The organism is Hephaestia mangrovi (genome assembly GCF_019880555.1).
Classification (GTDB): Bacteria; Pseudomonadota; Alphaproteobacteria; order Sphingomonadales; family Sphingomonadaceae; genus Sphingomonas; species Sphingomonas mangrovi.
This window is the reverse complement of the sequence record NZ_JAINVU010000002.1, coordinates 593327-606470: the sequence shown is the minus strand read 5'-3', so window position 1 is coordinate 606470 and position 13144 is coordinate 593327. Positions and strand designations below refer to the sequence as shown.

The 13144-nt window shown below is 67.9% G+C and carries 16 protein-coding genes; 10 read left to right on the top strand and 6 right to left on the bottom strand.

From position 1 onward, the window contains the following. The first annotated feature begins 78 nt into the window (after positions 1-78). The 8 genes from K7G81_RS06770 to K7G81_RS06735 are packed head-to-tail and all read left to right on the top strand — an operon-like array spanning position 79 to position 5663. Positions 79-786 (top strand): response regulator transcription factor, encoded by a 708-nt coding sequence (locus K7G81_RS06770; protein WP_223029963.1) that lies wholly within the window; start codon positions 79-81, stop codon positions 784-786. Then, positions 755-2344 carry a sensor histidine kinase gene (locus tag K7G81_RS06765; RefSeq protein ID WP_223029962.1) on the top strand — a complete coding sequence of 530 codons (1590 nt, stop codon included), beginning with the start codon at positions 755-757 and terminating at the stop codon, positions 2342-2344. The genes K7G81_RS06770 and K7G81_RS06765 overlap by 32 nt, the downstream gene beginning before the upstream one ends. After that, positions 2341-2769, top strand: a complete 429-nt coding sequence (locus tag K7G81_RS06760) for an HPr kinase/phosphorylase (RefSeq protein WP_223029961.1) — start codon at positions 2341-2343, stop codon at positions 2767-2769. The genes K7G81_RS06765 and K7G81_RS06760 overlap by 4 nt, the downstream gene beginning before the upstream one ends. Before the next feature lie 3 nt (positions 2770-2772). Next, positions 2773-3690: an RNase adapter RapZ gene (gene rapZ / locus K7G81_RS06755; protein WP_223029960.1), complete on the top strand. Its 918-nt coding sequence runs from the start codon at positions 2773-2775 to the stop codon at positions 3688-3690. A 22-nt stretch (positions 3691-3712) separates the two neighbouring features. Then, entirely contained in the window at positions 3713-4120 is a 408-nt protein-coding gene (locus tag K7G81_RS06750; protein ID WP_223029959.1) for a PTS sugar transporter subunit IIA, read from the top strand. Beyond that, complete coding sequence (locus tag K7G81_RS06745) at positions 4120-4389, top strand: HPr family phosphocarrier protein (protein ID WP_223029958.1); 270 nt, start codon at positions 4120-4122, stop codon at positions 4387-4389. The genes K7G81_RS06750 and K7G81_RS06745 overlap by 1 nt, the downstream gene beginning before the upstream one ends. Beyond that, the gene (locus tag K7G81_RS06740) at positions 4389-5189 is read left to right on the top strand and encodes a TrmH family RNA methyltransferase (RefSeq protein WP_223029957.1); all 801 of its coding nucleotides are present in this window, start codon (positions 4389-4391) and stop codon (positions 5187-5189) included. The genes K7G81_RS06745 and K7G81_RS06740 overlap by 1 nt, the downstream gene beginning before the upstream one ends. 54 nt (positions 5190-5243) lie before the next feature. Next, on the top strand, positions 5244-5663 hold the full coding sequence (locus tag K7G81_RS06735) for an META domain-containing protein (protein WP_223029956.1): 420 nt from the start codon (positions 5244-5246) through the stop codon (positions 5661-5663). A gap of 138 nt (positions 5664-5801) precedes the next feature. Here K7G81_RS06735 and K7G81_RS06730 read toward each other — a convergent pair whose 3' ends face one another. From K7G81_RS06730 to recR, 3 genes are all read right to left on the bottom strand, one after another. Next, a complete protein-coding gene (locus K7G81_RS06730) occupies positions 5802-7190 on the bottom strand; it encodes a DNA recombination protein RmuC (RefSeq protein ID WP_223029955.1) in 1389 nt (462 codons plus the stop codon). A gap of 64 nt (positions 7191-7254) precedes the next feature. After that, positions 7255-7800: a peptide deformylase gene (def, locus tag K7G81_RS06725; RefSeq protein ID WP_223029954.1), complete on the bottom strand. Its 546-nt coding sequence runs from the start codon at positions 7798-7800 to the stop codon at positions 7255-7257. 137 nt (positions 7801-7937) lie between these two features. After that, a complete protein-coding gene (gene recR / locus K7G81_RS06720) occupies positions 7938-8534 on the bottom strand; it encodes a recombination mediator RecR (protein WP_223029953.1) in 597 nt (198 codons plus the stop codon). A 55-nt stretch (positions 8535-8589) separates the two neighbouring features. On the opposite strand from recR, the gene fmt reads away from it, so the two are divergent. After that, positions 8590-9489 carry a methionyl-tRNA formyltransferase gene (gene fmt, locus K7G81_RS06715; RefSeq protein WP_223029952.1) on the top strand — a complete coding sequence of 300 codons (900 nt, stop codon included), beginning with the start codon at positions 8590-8592 and terminating at the stop codon, positions 9487-9489. Further along, the gene (gene truA, locus K7G81_RS06710) at positions 9486-10244 is read left to right on the top strand and encodes a tRNA pseudouridine(38-40) synthase TruA (protein ID WP_223029951.1); all 759 of its coding nucleotides are present in this window, start codon (positions 9486-9488) and stop codon (positions 10242-10244) included. Before fmt ends, truA begins: the two co-directional genes overlap by 4 nt. Here the strand turns inward: truA and K7G81_RS06705 are convergent. The 3 genes from K7G81_RS06705 to K7G81_RS06695 are packed head-to-tail and all read right to left on the bottom strand — an operon-like array spanning position 10234 to position 13144. Continuing rightward, positions 10234-11427 carry a class I SAM-dependent RNA methyltransferase gene (locus tag K7G81_RS06705; RefSeq protein WP_223029950.1) on the bottom strand — a complete coding sequence of 398 codons (1194 nt, stop codon included), beginning with the start codon at positions 11425-11427 and terminating at the stop codon, positions 10234-10236. The genes truA and K7G81_RS06705 overlap by 11 nt on opposite strands. Then, the gene (locus K7G81_RS06700) at positions 11424-12806 is read right to left on the bottom strand and encodes an NAD(P)H-hydrate dehydratase (RefSeq protein WP_223029949.1); all 1383 of its coding nucleotides are present in this window, start codon (positions 12804-12806) and stop codon (positions 11424-11426) included. Before K7G81_RS06700 ends, K7G81_RS06705 begins: the two co-directional genes overlap by 4 nt. After that, positions 12803-13144, bottom strand: coding sequence for a hypothetical protein (locus K7G81_RS06695; protein WP_369412047.1), 342 nt, complete (start codon positions 13142-13144; stop codon positions 12803-12805). Before K7G81_RS06695 ends, K7G81_RS06700 begins: the two co-directional genes overlap by 4 nt.

Sequence of the window (13144 nt, the reverse complement as noted above, 5' to 3'; positions counted from 1 at the left end):
CGCGCCGGCACGTGATGGTTGAGCACCGGCGCGGTTTCGCTTACGGCACAAGGCCCGGCCAATACGGAGGCAAGCGCAATGACGGCTACGATCGCGCTCGTCGACGACGACCGCAACATCCTGACCTCGGTGTCGATCGCATTGCAGGCCGAGGGGTTCCTGACGCGCGTCTATTCGGACGGCGAGACGGCGCTGAAGGCGCTCACCGACAATCCGCCCGATCTGGCGATCTTCGACATCAAGATGCCGCGAATGGACGGCCTGGAGCTGCTGCGCCGGCTGCGCGAGAAAAGCAGCGTGCCGGTGATCTTCCTGACGTCCAAGGACGACGAGCTGGACGAGGCGCTGGGCCTGGCGATGGGGGCCGACGATTACATCGCCAAGCCGTTTTCGCAGCGCCTGCTGATCGCGCGGACCCGGGCGATCCTGCGCCGCACCGAGCTGGCGCAGAAACCGGGCGACGAGGATGCCGAGACGAGCGTGGAAAAGCTCGAGCGCGGGCGGCTGTCGATGGACCCGGCGCGCCATCGCGTCACCTGGGGCGGCAAGAACGTTACGCTCACCGTCACCGAATTCCTGATCCTCGAAACGCTGGCGCAGCGCCCCGGCGTGGTGAAGACGCGGAACCAGCTGATGGACGCGGCCTATCACGACGACATCTATGTCGACGATCGCACCATCGACAGCCATATCAAGCGCATCCGCCGCAAGTTCCGCCAGGCCGATCCCGACTTCGATGCGATCGAAACCCTTTATGGCGCCGGCTACCGATTTGCCGAGGAATGAGCCGCGCGAGCGCGATCTGGCGTTGCGCTGGTCGGGCCGGGTTTCGCTCACGCGGCGTATCCTGGCGGTCAATATCTTCGCGCTGGCGCTGCTCGCGGGCGGGTTTTTCTATCTCGATTCGTATCGCACCCGCATCCTCGACGCACGCATGCACCAGGCGAGCCGCGAGGTACGGCTGATCGCCGAGGCGGTGAGCGCCGCGCCGCCGGCCAATCGCGACGCGATGACGCTCCGGCTCGCGCGCGAGACCCGGACGCGCATTCGCCGTTATAATGCCGATGGCCGCGAAGCGGTCGACACCCGGCGGATGGGGCTGCGCAATTTCGTGCTGATCGATCCCGACAAGGAGCCATGGCAGCAAAGCGTCGCGCGGTTTCTCGATGCGGTGATCGATACGGTGGTGGGCGCAGCGCGGGCACCGCTCTATCGAGAGGCGCCCGATGACGATGGGCGCTATTGGCCCGACGTTCGCACCGCGCTCTCGGCGAACCAGGCGCCGGCGACGGTATGGCGGGCACCCGACCGTACTCCGGTGATCACGGCGGCGGCGCCGCTGCCGACCGGCGGCGCGATCATGACGACGATCAATGCGCGCGACGTCACCCAAACGGTGCGCGTCGAACGCGCGCGGCTGAGCGTGGTGCTGGGCGCGGTGACGATCGTGTCGATCCTGCTGTCGCTGTTCCTCGCGCGGACGATCGTTCGCCCGCTCAGGCGGCTGGCGCGCGCCGCGGTGCGGGTGCGGCTGGGGCGCGCGCGCGAGGTGGTGGTGCCGCGGCTGCCCTCGCGGCGCGACGAGATCGGGATGCTGGCACGCGCGCTTTCCGACATGAGCCTGGCGCTCCGGGCACGGATCGACGCGACCGAATCCTTCGCCGCCGATGTGACCCATGAGATGAAGAATCCGCTCGCCTCGCTGCGTTCGGCGATCGAGGGACTGACCACGATCCGCGATCCCGATTTGCAGGCACAGCTGATCGACGTGGCGCGGGACGACGTGCATCGGCTCGACCGGCTGATTACCGATATTTCCGAAGCGTCTCGCCTCGACGCGCAATTGAGCCGCGCCAAGTTCGATCCCGTCGATATCGGCGCGATGATCGCGGCCTTGATCGAAACGCATGAAAAGCGCGGCGTCGGGCGCGGCGTGCGGCTGATGTTCGATCGCAAGCCGGGTGACACGCTGGTTACACTGGGCGACGGTGGCCGGCTGGAGCGCGTGTTCGAGAATCTGATCGACAATGCGGTCTCCTTTTCGCCCGATGGCGGGCTGGTCGCCATCGCCGCCGGCGCGGATCAGGGGCAGTTGGTCGTGCGCGTCGAGGACGAAGGGCCCGGCGTGCCGGAAGAAGCGCGCGAGGCGATCTTCCGCCGCTTCCAGTCGATCCGTCCGCATAGTGAACAGTTCGGCAAGCATTCCGGCCTCGGCCTCGCCATTGCGCGGACGATCGTGGAGGGGCATCAAGGCGAAATCGCGGTCGAATCGCGCGAGGACCGATTGTCGGGCGCGCGGTTCGTCGTGAAGCTGCCGTTGGCGGGCGCAGGGGGCGAGCGATGACCAATGTTTCCTCGGAGACGCTGCACGCGTCGTGCGTCGCGATCGACGGCCGCGCGGTGCTGATCGAGGGGCGGTCGGGCAGCGGCAAGTCCGACCTCGCGCTCCGCCTGATCGATCGCGGCGCCAGGCTGGTTTCGGACGATTACACGGTATTGGTTCGCGAGCGAGACCGCCTGCTGGCGCAACCGCCGGCGACGATCGCGGGCAAGATCGAGGTGCGCGGGATCGGCATCGTCGACATGCCCCATGGCGAACGGGTGCCCGTCGCGCTGGTCGTTTGCCTATCGGAACAGGTCGAGCGGATGCCGGACGACGGCGAAATCCGCACGATCGCCGGCATCGTGGTGCCGATGATCACCCTCAATGCCCGCGAAGCGTCGGCCGCGATCAAGGTCGGGCTCGCGCTGGCACGAGTCGCGGGCTGAGCCGTGGCGCACGCGGCCAAGGACATCCTGCTCGTCACCGGCATGTCCGGCGCGGGCAAATCGACCGTGCTCAAGACGCTCGAGGATCTGGGCTGGGAAGTCGTCGACAACCTTCCGCTGGTGCTGCTCGACCGCCTGCTGGCGAGCCCGCTGCCCGAAGGCACCGACGGCGATTCGCGACCGCTGGCGATCGGGTTCGGGGCCGGCACTCGGGGGTTCGAGCCCGAACGGATCGTCAAGCGGATCAAGCGTTTGCGCGACGAGCATGGCCACGACATCGGCACCTTGTTCCTCGATTGCGCGGGAAGCGAGCTGGAGCGCCGTTATGCTGAGACGCGCCGCCGCCATCCGCTGGCGCTCGACCGGCCGGCGAGCGACGGGATCGCGCGCGAACGCGAGTTGCTCGCGCCGCTCAGGCGATGGGCGAACCGGCTGATCGACACGACCGCGCTGGCCCAGAACGACCTCGCTCAGCAAATCCGATCGCAGTTCGCGCGGCAGGGGATCGGCGATACGGTGCTGTCGGTGATGTCGTTCGGCTATTCCCGTGGGCTGCCGTCCAATGCCGACCTCGTTTTCGACATGAGATTCCTGCGTAATCCGCATTGGGACGAGGTGCTGCGGCCGGGGACCGGGCTCGATGCCGATGTCGCCGCCTATGTGGCCGCCGACCCGACCTATAACGAGGCAATGGCGCAGATCGAGGCGCTGTTGCTGACCCTGCTGCCGCGCTACAGGGCCGAAGGAAAGGCCTATGTCACGGTGGCCTTCGGGTGTACCGGGGGGAGACACCGGTCGGTTCATGTCGCCGATCGCATGGCGTCACGGTTGCGCGACGCGGGTTTTTCGCCCACGGTCGCGCATCGCGATCTGGCAACGGCGCCGCAGGACTCGCTCGAAGACGCGCCGACCAAGAGATGAGAGTTTCGGGAACGCATTACGCATGATCGGCTTGGTACTCGTCACGCATGGGCGGCTGGCCCAGGAATTCGTGACCGCGATGGAACACGTCGTAGGGAAGCAGGAGCGAATCGCGACGGTTTGCATCGGCCCCGATGACGATATGGAAGCCCGCCGCCAGGATATCGCCGAGGCGATTGCCGAGGTCGATTCGGGCCGCGGCGTGATCGTGCTGACCGATCTGTTCGGCGGCACGCCTTCCAATCTCGCCATTTCACTGATGGAGGCCGGCCGCATCGAGGTGATCGCCGGCATCAACCTGCCGATGCTGATTCGGCTGGGTGGCGCGCGCAAGGCGATGAAGGTGACCGACGCGGTAGCCGCCGCGCGCGAGGCCGGGCGCAAATATATCTCGGTCGCTTCCGAGGTGCTCGGCGAGGCGGCTGCCTGATGCGCGCCGAACGATCGGTGCTCATCACCAACAAACGCGGGTTGCACGCCAGGGCAAGCGCCAAGTTCGTCACCCTCGCCTCGTCGCAGCCGGTCGACGTCGCGGTGGCCAAGGACGGCCAGGCGGTGACCGGCACCTCGATCATGGGGCTGATGATGCTCGGCGCGGCGATGGGCGACACGATCACGATCAGCGCCGAGGGCGATGGCGCCGAAGCCGCGGTCGCCACGCTGGTCGAACTCGTCGAGGCCAAGTTCGGCGAGGACTGATGCCTCGCCAGATCACCGCCTTTTCCAACCCGCTGATCAAGCGGATGCGCGGACTCCGCGAGAAGCGCCATCGCCGCGAGGAAGGGCTGTTCCTCGCCGAAGGCCTGCGCATCCTGACCGAGGCGCGCGAGACCGGACGGCTGCCGGCCTGGCTGTTCTTTTCGAAGGCGAGCGCCGGCCATCCGCTAGTCACATCGTTGATCGCGGCGGTGGAGACCGCCGGCGGCGAGGCGATCGAAACGGTGCCCGACATCCTCTCCAAACTCTCCGGCAAGGACAATCCGCAGGCCGTGGTCGGCGTGTTCGAGGAATTCGAAACCTCGCTGGATGCGCTCGATCGGTCCAGCGCGGGAATCTGGCTGGTCGCCGAACGGCTGCGCGATCCGGGCAATCTGGGGACGATCCTGCGCACCGGCGATGCGGTCGGCGCGGGCGGGTTGATCCTGATCGGCGAGTGCGTCGATCCCTTTTCGGTCGAAGCCGTGCGGGCGAGCATGGGGGCCTTGTTCACCGTGCCGATCGTGCGGGCATCGTGGGACGCTTTCCTTGTCTGGCTGCGTGGTGGCCCCGGCCAACTCGTCGGCCTCAGCCTTGATACCGACAATGATTATCGTGCCGCACATTACGACGCGCCGACTTTCCTGCTGACCGGGAACGAGGCGCAGGGCATGCCCGCCGATTATGCCGCCGCATGCGATCTGCTGGTCAAGCTGCCGATGCTGGGCAAGGCCGACAGCCTCAACGCCGCGGTGGCGACGGCAGTGATGGCCTATGAGGTGCTCGCGCAGCAGCGGTGCTGAGCGGCAACCCCTCGCCCGTTCGTTCGTTTCGTGGGCGAGACGATGGAGGGACTCATGCGGACGATCATCGCACTGGCCAGCGCGGCCCTACTCATCGGGTGCGCGCATGATGGCGCCACCATGACGACAGGCGGGGCAGCGCCACCCAAGCTCGCCGGAACGTCGTGGACGATTGCCAGCATCAACGGCGCCGCGCCGACGGCCGAGCGGAAAGCCAAGGTTCGCTTTTCCGAGGATCGCATTTCGGGCAACGCCGGGTGCAACAGCTTCGGCGCCGGTTACGCAATTTCGGGCGACGTCATGACCGCAACGCAGGTGATTTCCACCAAGATGGCGTGTGTCGGGGCCGGGATGGATCAGGAGAATGCGTTCTTCAAAATCCTCGGCCAGCCGATGACAATGACGTGGCAGGACGATGGCTCGATGACATTGAGTGACGATGCCGGAACGGCGACCTTGGCGCCGGAGAAATAGCGGAGGCGCCCGGCCCTTCACCCGAGCTTGGTTCAGGCTCCACCATGAATCACACCAACCCGCGCAAATGACGCCAATGGTGCGCCATGGATGCTGAAACAAGTTCAGCATGACGGGAGATCTGGGTGGGCGCCCGGGCTATTCCGCCGCTTCGGCGGTATCATCGGCGATGGCGAGCTTGGTTAGCGGGCGCGGCGATTGTTCGACAACGGGAAGCGCGTCGATCGACTTGCCGCCAGTTTCGATGTTGAGCGTTTCGAAACGCTTGGCACTCGTCATCACCTGCGATTCGAGGCTGCCGACAAACGCGTTGTAAGCACCCATCGCGGTTTCGAGGTTCTTGCCGAGCCGCGAGACGTGTCCGCCCATCGTCGCCAACCGCGCATGAAGCTCCTTGCCGAGTTCGGCGATCTCGCGCGCCTCGCCGGCAAGTTTTTCCTGGCGCCATACCGCCGCCACGGTGCGGGCAATGGCGATCAGGTTGGTCGGCGTGGCGATCAGTACGCGGCGGTCGAAAGCATAGTCCCACAGCTCCGGCGCGTGTTCGAGCGCGGCGGACAGGAAATGCTCTCCGGGGACGAACATGATGACGTAATCGGGGGTGTCGTCGAACTGCTGCTGGTAGGCCTTGGCGCCGAGCGCGTTGATGTGCGTCTTCATCGACACGACGTGCTGTGCCATGAAGTCGGCGCGCTCGGTCTCGTCGACCGCGCCGTGCGCGTCTTGATAGGCGTTCAGCGACACCTTGGCGTCGATCACCAGGCTCTTGCCGCCGGGGATGCGGACGATCGCGTCGGGGCGCAGGCGGCCGCCCTCGCTGTCGACCGAGACCTCCATCTCGAAATCGGTATGCTCGGCAAGGCCGCAGGTTTCGAGGACGTTGCGGAGTTGTTGCTCGCCCCAGCGGCCGCGCGCCTTGGGCGCCGAGCGCAGCGCGTTGACCAGCTTGGCCGCCTCGCCGCGCACCGATTCCTGCCCGATCCGCATCGCGTCGATCAGGCCGGTGAGATTTCCATAGGCTTCCTTGCGCTCGTTCTCGACCTTGCCGACATTCTCCTCGTAGCGCTTGAGCGTCGCCTCGACCGGCTGGAGCAGCGCCTTCAGCTTCGCCTCGTTCGATTCGCCGGCCTGGTTGAAGCGTTCGTGCGCGCGTTCGAGGAAGCTCTTCTGAGCCTCGCCAAGCAGCTTGTTGGCGACCTCGGCGAATTGCGCGGCCATGATTTCTCGCGCAGCCTTCATTTCCTCGATCGTTTTTTCCGCCGAGCGTATGTCCGCCTTGAACGTCGCCAGTTCCGTGCGCGCGGTGTCGCGCTCGTCGCGGATGGTGGCGAGATCGGCGCGGAGCGCATCGGCGGCTTTCGCGCGCTCTTCGGCGCCAGCAAGATCGGTAATCGCCTTACGGAAATCCTCGGTGCGCTGGTCGCGTTCGGCGCGCGCGGCGGCGGCGGCGCGGCTGCCGAAAAACCATCCGAACAGCAGCCCGACCCCAAGCGCGGCGAGGATCAGGATGACGGCGGTTGTGGACATCGAAGGCTCCCCGGAACGAACCGGGAACCTAGCCGCTCAGGCCGCGACGGGCAAGCGCTTCGGCCTACGCCGCTTTCTTGCGCAGCTTTTCCAGCTTCTTCATGATCATGTTGCGCTTCAGGCGCGAGATATGGTCGGTGAACAGCACGCCGTCGAGATGATCGATCTCGTGCTGCATGCAGGTCGCCATCAGGCCGTCGAGCTCTTCCTCGTGAGTCTCGCCCTTTTCATCGAGCCAGCGGACGCGGCAGCGCGCGGGGCGCTCGACCTCGGCATATTGCTCGGGAATCGACAGGCAGCCCTCGTTGTAGATCGAGGTTTCGTTGCTGACCGACAGGATTTCGGGATTGATGACGACGTGCGGGTCGCGGACCGGCTCGCCCTCGCCTTCCTTTTCCTCGTCCTCGGTAACGCGTTCCTGCAGGTCGATGACGAGGATGCGCTTGTCGATGCCGACCTGGATCGCGGCGAGGCCGATGCCGTTCGCCGCGTACATCGTCTCCAGCATGTCGGCGGCGAGGCCGCGGATGTCGTCGTCCACCGTGGCGATGGGCTTGGCGACGTCGCGCAGACGCGGATCGGGAACTTCGAGGATTTCGAGCACTGCCATGATGCGAGTCAGCTAGGCAGCGGGCGTCTTTTTGTAAAGACGGCACCAGCCCGCTCCTCCTCCCGACCTCCCATAGAATACTGCTGTTGGGAGGCCGGGAGGGGGAACGGGCTGGTGCGGGTGGGCTAACAGAAACGTCAAGCGACTGGACGCCTGGCGCGCAACGCCTGCGCCAAGGTGCCCTCGTCGAGATAGTCGAGCTCGCCACCGACCGGGAGGCCGTGGGCGAGCTGAGTCAGGCGGACGGGGAAGCGTTCGAGCCGCTCGGCGATGTAATGCGCGGTGGTCTGCCCCTCCAGCGTGGCGTTCATCGCCAGCACGATCTCGTCGATTCCGCCGGCCTCGACGCGGGCGAGCAATGTGTCGATCGCGAGGTCTTCGGGGCGGACGCCTTCGAGCGCCGAGAGCCGGCCGCCGAGAACGTGGAACTTGCCGGGAAACAACCGCGAGCGATCGAGCGCCCAGAGGTCGGCGACCTCCTCGACAACGCATAGCGCCCGCGGGTCTCGGCGGTGATCCGCGCATATGCCGCAAGGATCGGTCGTGTCGACATTGCCGCAGATGGAGCAGGTGGCGAGCCGCTCGGCGACCTGTTCGAGCGCGGCACGCAGCGGTTCGAGCGCGGTCTCGCGCTTCTTGAGGAGATGCAGCACCGCGCGCCGCGCCGAACGGGGGCCGAGGCCGGGAAGCCGGGACAGCGCTTGCGTCAGCGCCTCGATCTCTGGGGATGCCATGAGGGAACAGATAGGGGGTTGCCTAGGGGCCGGGCAAGCGGCCAGAGCAAGCGCCATGCGGATCGTCTTCATGGGAACGCCCGATTTCTCGGTGCCGGTGCTGCAGGCGCTGGTCGACGCGGGGCACGATATCGTCGCCGTCTATACGCAGCCGCCGCGGCGGGCAGGGCGCGGCAAGAAAACGGTCGCCTCGCCGGTACAGGCTCGGGCCGAGGCATTGGGGCTAGAGGTTCGATCGCCGGTGTCGCTGAAGGGCGAGGAGGCGCAGGCGGCGTTCGCGGCGCTGGAGGCCGAGGTGGCGGTGGTCGCGGCTTACGGGCTAATCCTGCCCAACGCGGTGCTGGCGGCGCCGGCGCATGGCTGCCTCAACGTCCATGCCTCGCTGCTGCCGCGGTGGCGCGGGGCGGCGCCGATCCAGCGGGCGATCTTTGCCGGCGACGACGAGACCGGGGTGTGCATCATGCAGATGGAGGCCGGGCTCGACACCGGGCCGGTGCGGCTGACCGGGCGGACCGTGATCGACGGCAAGACGGCGGGTGCGTTGACCGACGAGCTGAGCGCGATGGGCGCGGGGCTGATGGTCACGGTGCTGAGTGATCTCGACGCGTATCCGGCGGTGGCGCAGCCCGAGGAAGGTGTCACCTATGCGGCCAAGATCGACAAGGCGGAAGCGCGGCTCGATTTCACGCAACCGGCCGAGGCGGTCGAGCGGCAGGTGCGTGCGTTCAACCCGCCCGGTGCCTGGTTCGAGGCGAATGACGAGCGGGTGCGCGTGCTAGAAGCGGCGATGGCCGATGGCGCGGGTGCGCCGGGCGAGGTGATCGACGGCGAGTTGACGATCGCCTGCGGCAGCGGTGCGATCCAGCCGGTGGTGGTGCAGCGCGCCGGGCGCGGGGTGATGAGCGCGGACGAACTGCTGCGCGGCTTCGCGATCCCGTGCGGAACGCGGCTTTGACCCGGTTCGCGCTGACGATCGAGTTCGACGGCGGCCCGTTCATGGGCTGGCAGCGGCAGGCGCATGGGCCGAGCGTGCAGGAAGCCGTCGAGCGCGCAGTGACGGCGATCACCGGCGAGGAGGCGGTGGTGCATGCCGCCGGGCGCACCGATGCCGGGGTCCACGCGCTCGCCATGCGCGCGCATGTCGATATCGCGCGCACGATCACGCCGTTCCGGCTGATGGAAGGGCTGAACGCGCTGTTGCGGCCCGATCCGATCGCGATCCTCGATTGTCGCGAGGTGGCGGACGATTGGCATGCGCGCTTCTCGTGCGTCGCGCGGCACTACGAATATCGCATCATCACACGCCGCGCGCCGATGACGCTGGCGCGCGGGCTGGCGTGGCGGATCCCGGTCTCGCTAGACATCGACGCGATGGCGCAAGCCGCCGCAATGCTCGTCGGGCGGCACGACTTCACCACCTTTCGCTCGGCGCATTGCCAGGCGGACAGCCCGATCAGGACGCTCGACCGGCTCGAGGTGATCGCCGGGCCCGGCGGGACGATCGTGATCGAGGCGTCGGCGCGGTCGTTCCTCCATCACCAGGTGCGATCGATGGTCGGCTGCCTGGCACTGGTCGGGCGCGGGCAATGGAGGCCAGACGACGTGCGGCGGGCGCTGGAGGCGCGCGACCGCGCGGCACTGGGCCTCAACGCACCGCCGGAGGGACTGTATTTCGTGCGGGCGGATTATCCGGACGAGGTCAGCGGCTGAACCGCGCGGCCAGCTCGACGTGCGTGGACCAGAGGAACTGGCCGACCGGTTGGACCCAATCGAGCATATAGCCACCTTCGCGCAACATTTTCGCATCGCGCGCGAAGCTGCTGGGATTACACGAGACATAAGCAATGACCGGCGCACTCGACGCGGCGAGGTTGGCGATCTGGTCGCGGGCGCCGGCGCGGGGCGGATCGAGCACGATGGCGGCAAAGCGATCGAGTTCCTCGACTGCGAGCGGGCGGCGGTAGAGATCGCGATGGTCGGCGGCGACGTGGCGCTGAGCGCGGCCGGCGGCGGCCTTCAACGACAGGATCGCCTCGCGCGCGGCCTCGGCGGCGTAGACACGCGCGTTCTGCAGGCCGAACGCGAAGGTGCCGAGACCGGCGAATAGATCGGCGACGACCCCGGCGCGGCCGACGGCCCCGCGAACGGCGTCGAGCAACGCGGCCTCGCCCTCGGCGGTGGCTTGCAGGAAAGCGGCCGTGGGGAACGGCACCGGCACGCCGCCGAGCGTGATCGTCACCGGCTCGGGCTCCCAGCGCGTTTCGGGGCCGAAGCCGCTGTCGAGCGAAAGCCGCGCGAGCCTGTGGCGCTCAGCGAAGGCGGTGAGGCCCTCGGCAGCGGCGAGGCCGGTCGCCTCGACGCCCTCGATGAGCACATCGACGCCCTGATCGACGCGGGTGAGCGTGACACTGGCGCGCCGCGTGTTGGTCAGCAGCACCGAGAGGAGGCCGCGCAAGGGCTGGAGCAATGCGAACAGGTCGGGCGTCAGGATCCAGCATTCCTGCATGTCGACCAGCGCGTGGCTGTTCTGCTCGGTGAAGCCGAGATGAACCTGGCGGCCGCGGCGCTCGGCATGGAGCGTGGCGCGGCGACGGCTTCTGGGCGGCGAGAGGGTCGGGGCGCGGATGTCGGTCGTCAGATCCTGCGCGGCGAGAGCGGAAGCGATGCGGTCGGTGATGAAACCGGCATAAGCGGCGTCATCGAGATGCTGGAGCTGGCAACCGCCGCATTGCGGGAAATGGCGGCATGGCGGCTTCTGATGGTGCGGCCCGGTGACGATTTCGCCCGAGGGCAGCAACGTGTCGCCGGGAGCCGCAAGCGGTGCGTAGCGGCCGCCGGCGGTCATGCCTTCGCCGCGCGCGGCGACGCGGATGATCTCGGTGTCCTGGGTCATAGCGACGCTCGTACAGCGGTCAGCGCGTTCGCCAAGTCGTCTGCGATGAATGACGCGCCGAGACGCCGCGCTGCCTCGCCGTGGAGCCAGACGCCGGCGGCGGCGGCCTCCAGCGGGTCGAGGTCGGCGGCGAGCGTCGCCGCGATCGTGCCGGCGAGAACGTCGCCGGTGCCGGCGGTGGAAAGCCAGTCGCTGCCATCGCGAGCGAGGCGGGCGCGGCCATCGGGCGCGGCGATCACGGTGTCGGCGCCCTTGTAGACAAGGATCGCGTTTGCCTGGCGCGCTGCGGTGCGAGCGCGATCGAGCTTGCTGCCGTCGAGCTTGCCGAACAGGGCAGTGAACTCGCCCTCGTGCGGGGTGAGGATCGCCGGGGCGGGACGGTTGCGGAGGCGGTCGAGCCGGTCCTTGAGCAAATGGAGCGCATCGCCGTCGATGATCAGCGGGCGGTCGCTGGCGAGCGCCTTGTCGAGCCTGGCGGCGGCCTCCTCATTGCGGCCGAGGCCGGGGCCGATCAGCAGCGCGCCGATGCGGTCGTCATCGAGCGGTTGGTCGTCGAAAGCACGGTGAACGAGCGCGTGGGGGCCGCCCGCCCCGCCATCGAGCAGCGCGACATAGCCGGCGCCTGCGCGCATCGCCGCGGTCGACGCGAGCAACGCGGCGCCGCGCATCGGGCCGCCGACGATCACGACCATGCCGCGATTGTATTTGTGCGAGTCCGGGCTGGGGGCCGGCAGGTTAGGTCTGCCGAGAACGTGCGCGGCACTGTCGGCCACAATGCCGATGTCGATCAGGCGGACGGCGCCGCAATGGCGCGCGGCGGGTTGCAGCAGATGGGCGGGCTTCACCGCGCCGAGCGTCAGCGTGACTTCGAAATCGGGGACCGGGCTGAGCACCGTGCCGTCGTCGGTGGCGACGCCGCTGGGGAGATCGACGGTGATCGCGAGACGGGCGGCGTTGACGAGTTCGCACAGGCGCGCCGACAGCGTGTCATCGAGGCCGCGCGACAGGCCGGTGCCGAACAGGGCGTCGAGCAGGACCGGCGCGGGCTTGGCCTCGGCAATGGATTCGATCGGGCCGGTCCAGGCGGCGCGGGCGTGCTTGGCGGCGTCGCTCGACGGCTCGGCCATCGCAGCGATGCGGACGTCGTGCCCCATCGCTGCGAGCGCGGTGGCGGCAACGTAGCCGTCGCCGCCATTGTTGCCCGGACCACACAGGACGAGAACTGGCGCCCCGGCGGCGAGGCGGTGGACGGCGGCGGCGATGCCCTTGCCGGCGCGCTCCATGAGGTCGTCGGCGCTGGTGCCGGCGGCGATCGCGCAGTTTTCGGCGGCGCGCATTTCGGCAGCGGTAACAACGGGCTTGCCGGCGATTGGCGTCATGAAGCCGATTGGCCCTTTACCGTCGCCGGCAGATGGTAGCGATCGCCACCGACCGCGACCTCGATCTGACCGGGGCCAATGATCGTTACCTTGGCTTTCTCTGCCCCGTCCGCCGCGACGACCCCGCGGCCATCGGTGGTGACGAGCAGGCGGTGAAAGCCGCCGTCGGGATTGTGGACGACCAGCGTCAGGCCATCGCCGCCGGAGACGCGATCGAGCGTGCAGGCGCGTTTGAACGCAGCGGCGCCCTGCGGCGCGCAGTCGATCTCGCCACGATCGGCGGCGGATTGATCGCCCTGGCGGTTCGCGCTGTCGCAGGCAGCCAGAGCGAGGAACAA

Bases quoted from the DNA above. Each gene is read 5' to 3' on its own strand.
- K7G81_RS06770 (WP_223029963.1), top strand. From the start codon at position 79: ATGACGGCTACGATCGCGCTCGTCGACGACGACCGCAACATCCTGACC.
- K7G81_RS06765 (WP_223029962.1), top strand. From the start codon at position 755: ATGGCGCCGGCTACCGATTTGCCGAGGAATGAGCCGCGCGAGCGCGAT.
- K7G81_RS06760 (WP_223029961.1), top strand. From the start codon at position 2,341: ATGACCAATGTTTCCTCGGAGACGCTGCACGCGTCGTGCGTCGCGATC.
- K7G81_RS06750 (WP_223029959.1), top strand. From the start codon at position 3,713: ATGATCGGCTTGGTACTCGTCACGCATGGGCGGCTGGCCCAGGAATTC.
- K7G81_RS06745 (WP_223029958.1), top strand. From the start codon at position 4,120: ATGCGCGCCGAACGATCGGTGCTCATCACCAACAAACGCGGGTTGCAC.
- K7G81_RS06740 (WP_223029957.1), top strand. From the start codon at position 4,389: ATGCCTCGCCAGATCACCGCCTTTTCCAACCCGCTGATCAAGCGGATG.
- K7G81_RS06735 (WP_223029956.1), top strand. From the start codon at position 5,244: ATGCGGACGATCATCGCACTGGCCAGCGCGGCCCTACTCATCGGGTGC.
- K7G81_RS06730 (WP_223029955.1), bottom strand. From the start codon at position 7,190: ATGTCCACAACCGCCGTCATCCTGATCCTCGCCGCGCTTGGGGTCGGG.
- def (WP_223029954.1), bottom strand. From the start codon at position 7,800: ATGGCAGTGCTCGAAATCCTCGAAGTTCCCGATCCGCGTCTGCGCGAC.
- recR (WP_223029953.1), bottom strand. From the start codon at position 8,534: ATGGCATCCCCAGAGATCGAGGCGCTGACGCAAGCGCTGTCCCGGCTT.
- fmt (WP_223029952.1), top strand. From the start codon at position 8,590: ATGCGGATCGTCTTCATGGGAACGCCCGATTTCTCGGTGCCGGTGCTG.
- K7G81_RS06705 (WP_223029950.1), bottom strand. From the start codon at position 11,427: ATGACCCAGGACACCGAGATCATCCGCGTCGCCGCGCGCGGCGAAGGC.
- K7G81_RS06700 (WP_223029949.1), bottom strand. From the start codon at position 12,806: ATGACGCCAATCGCCGGCAAGCCCGTTGTTACCGCTGCCGAAATGCGC.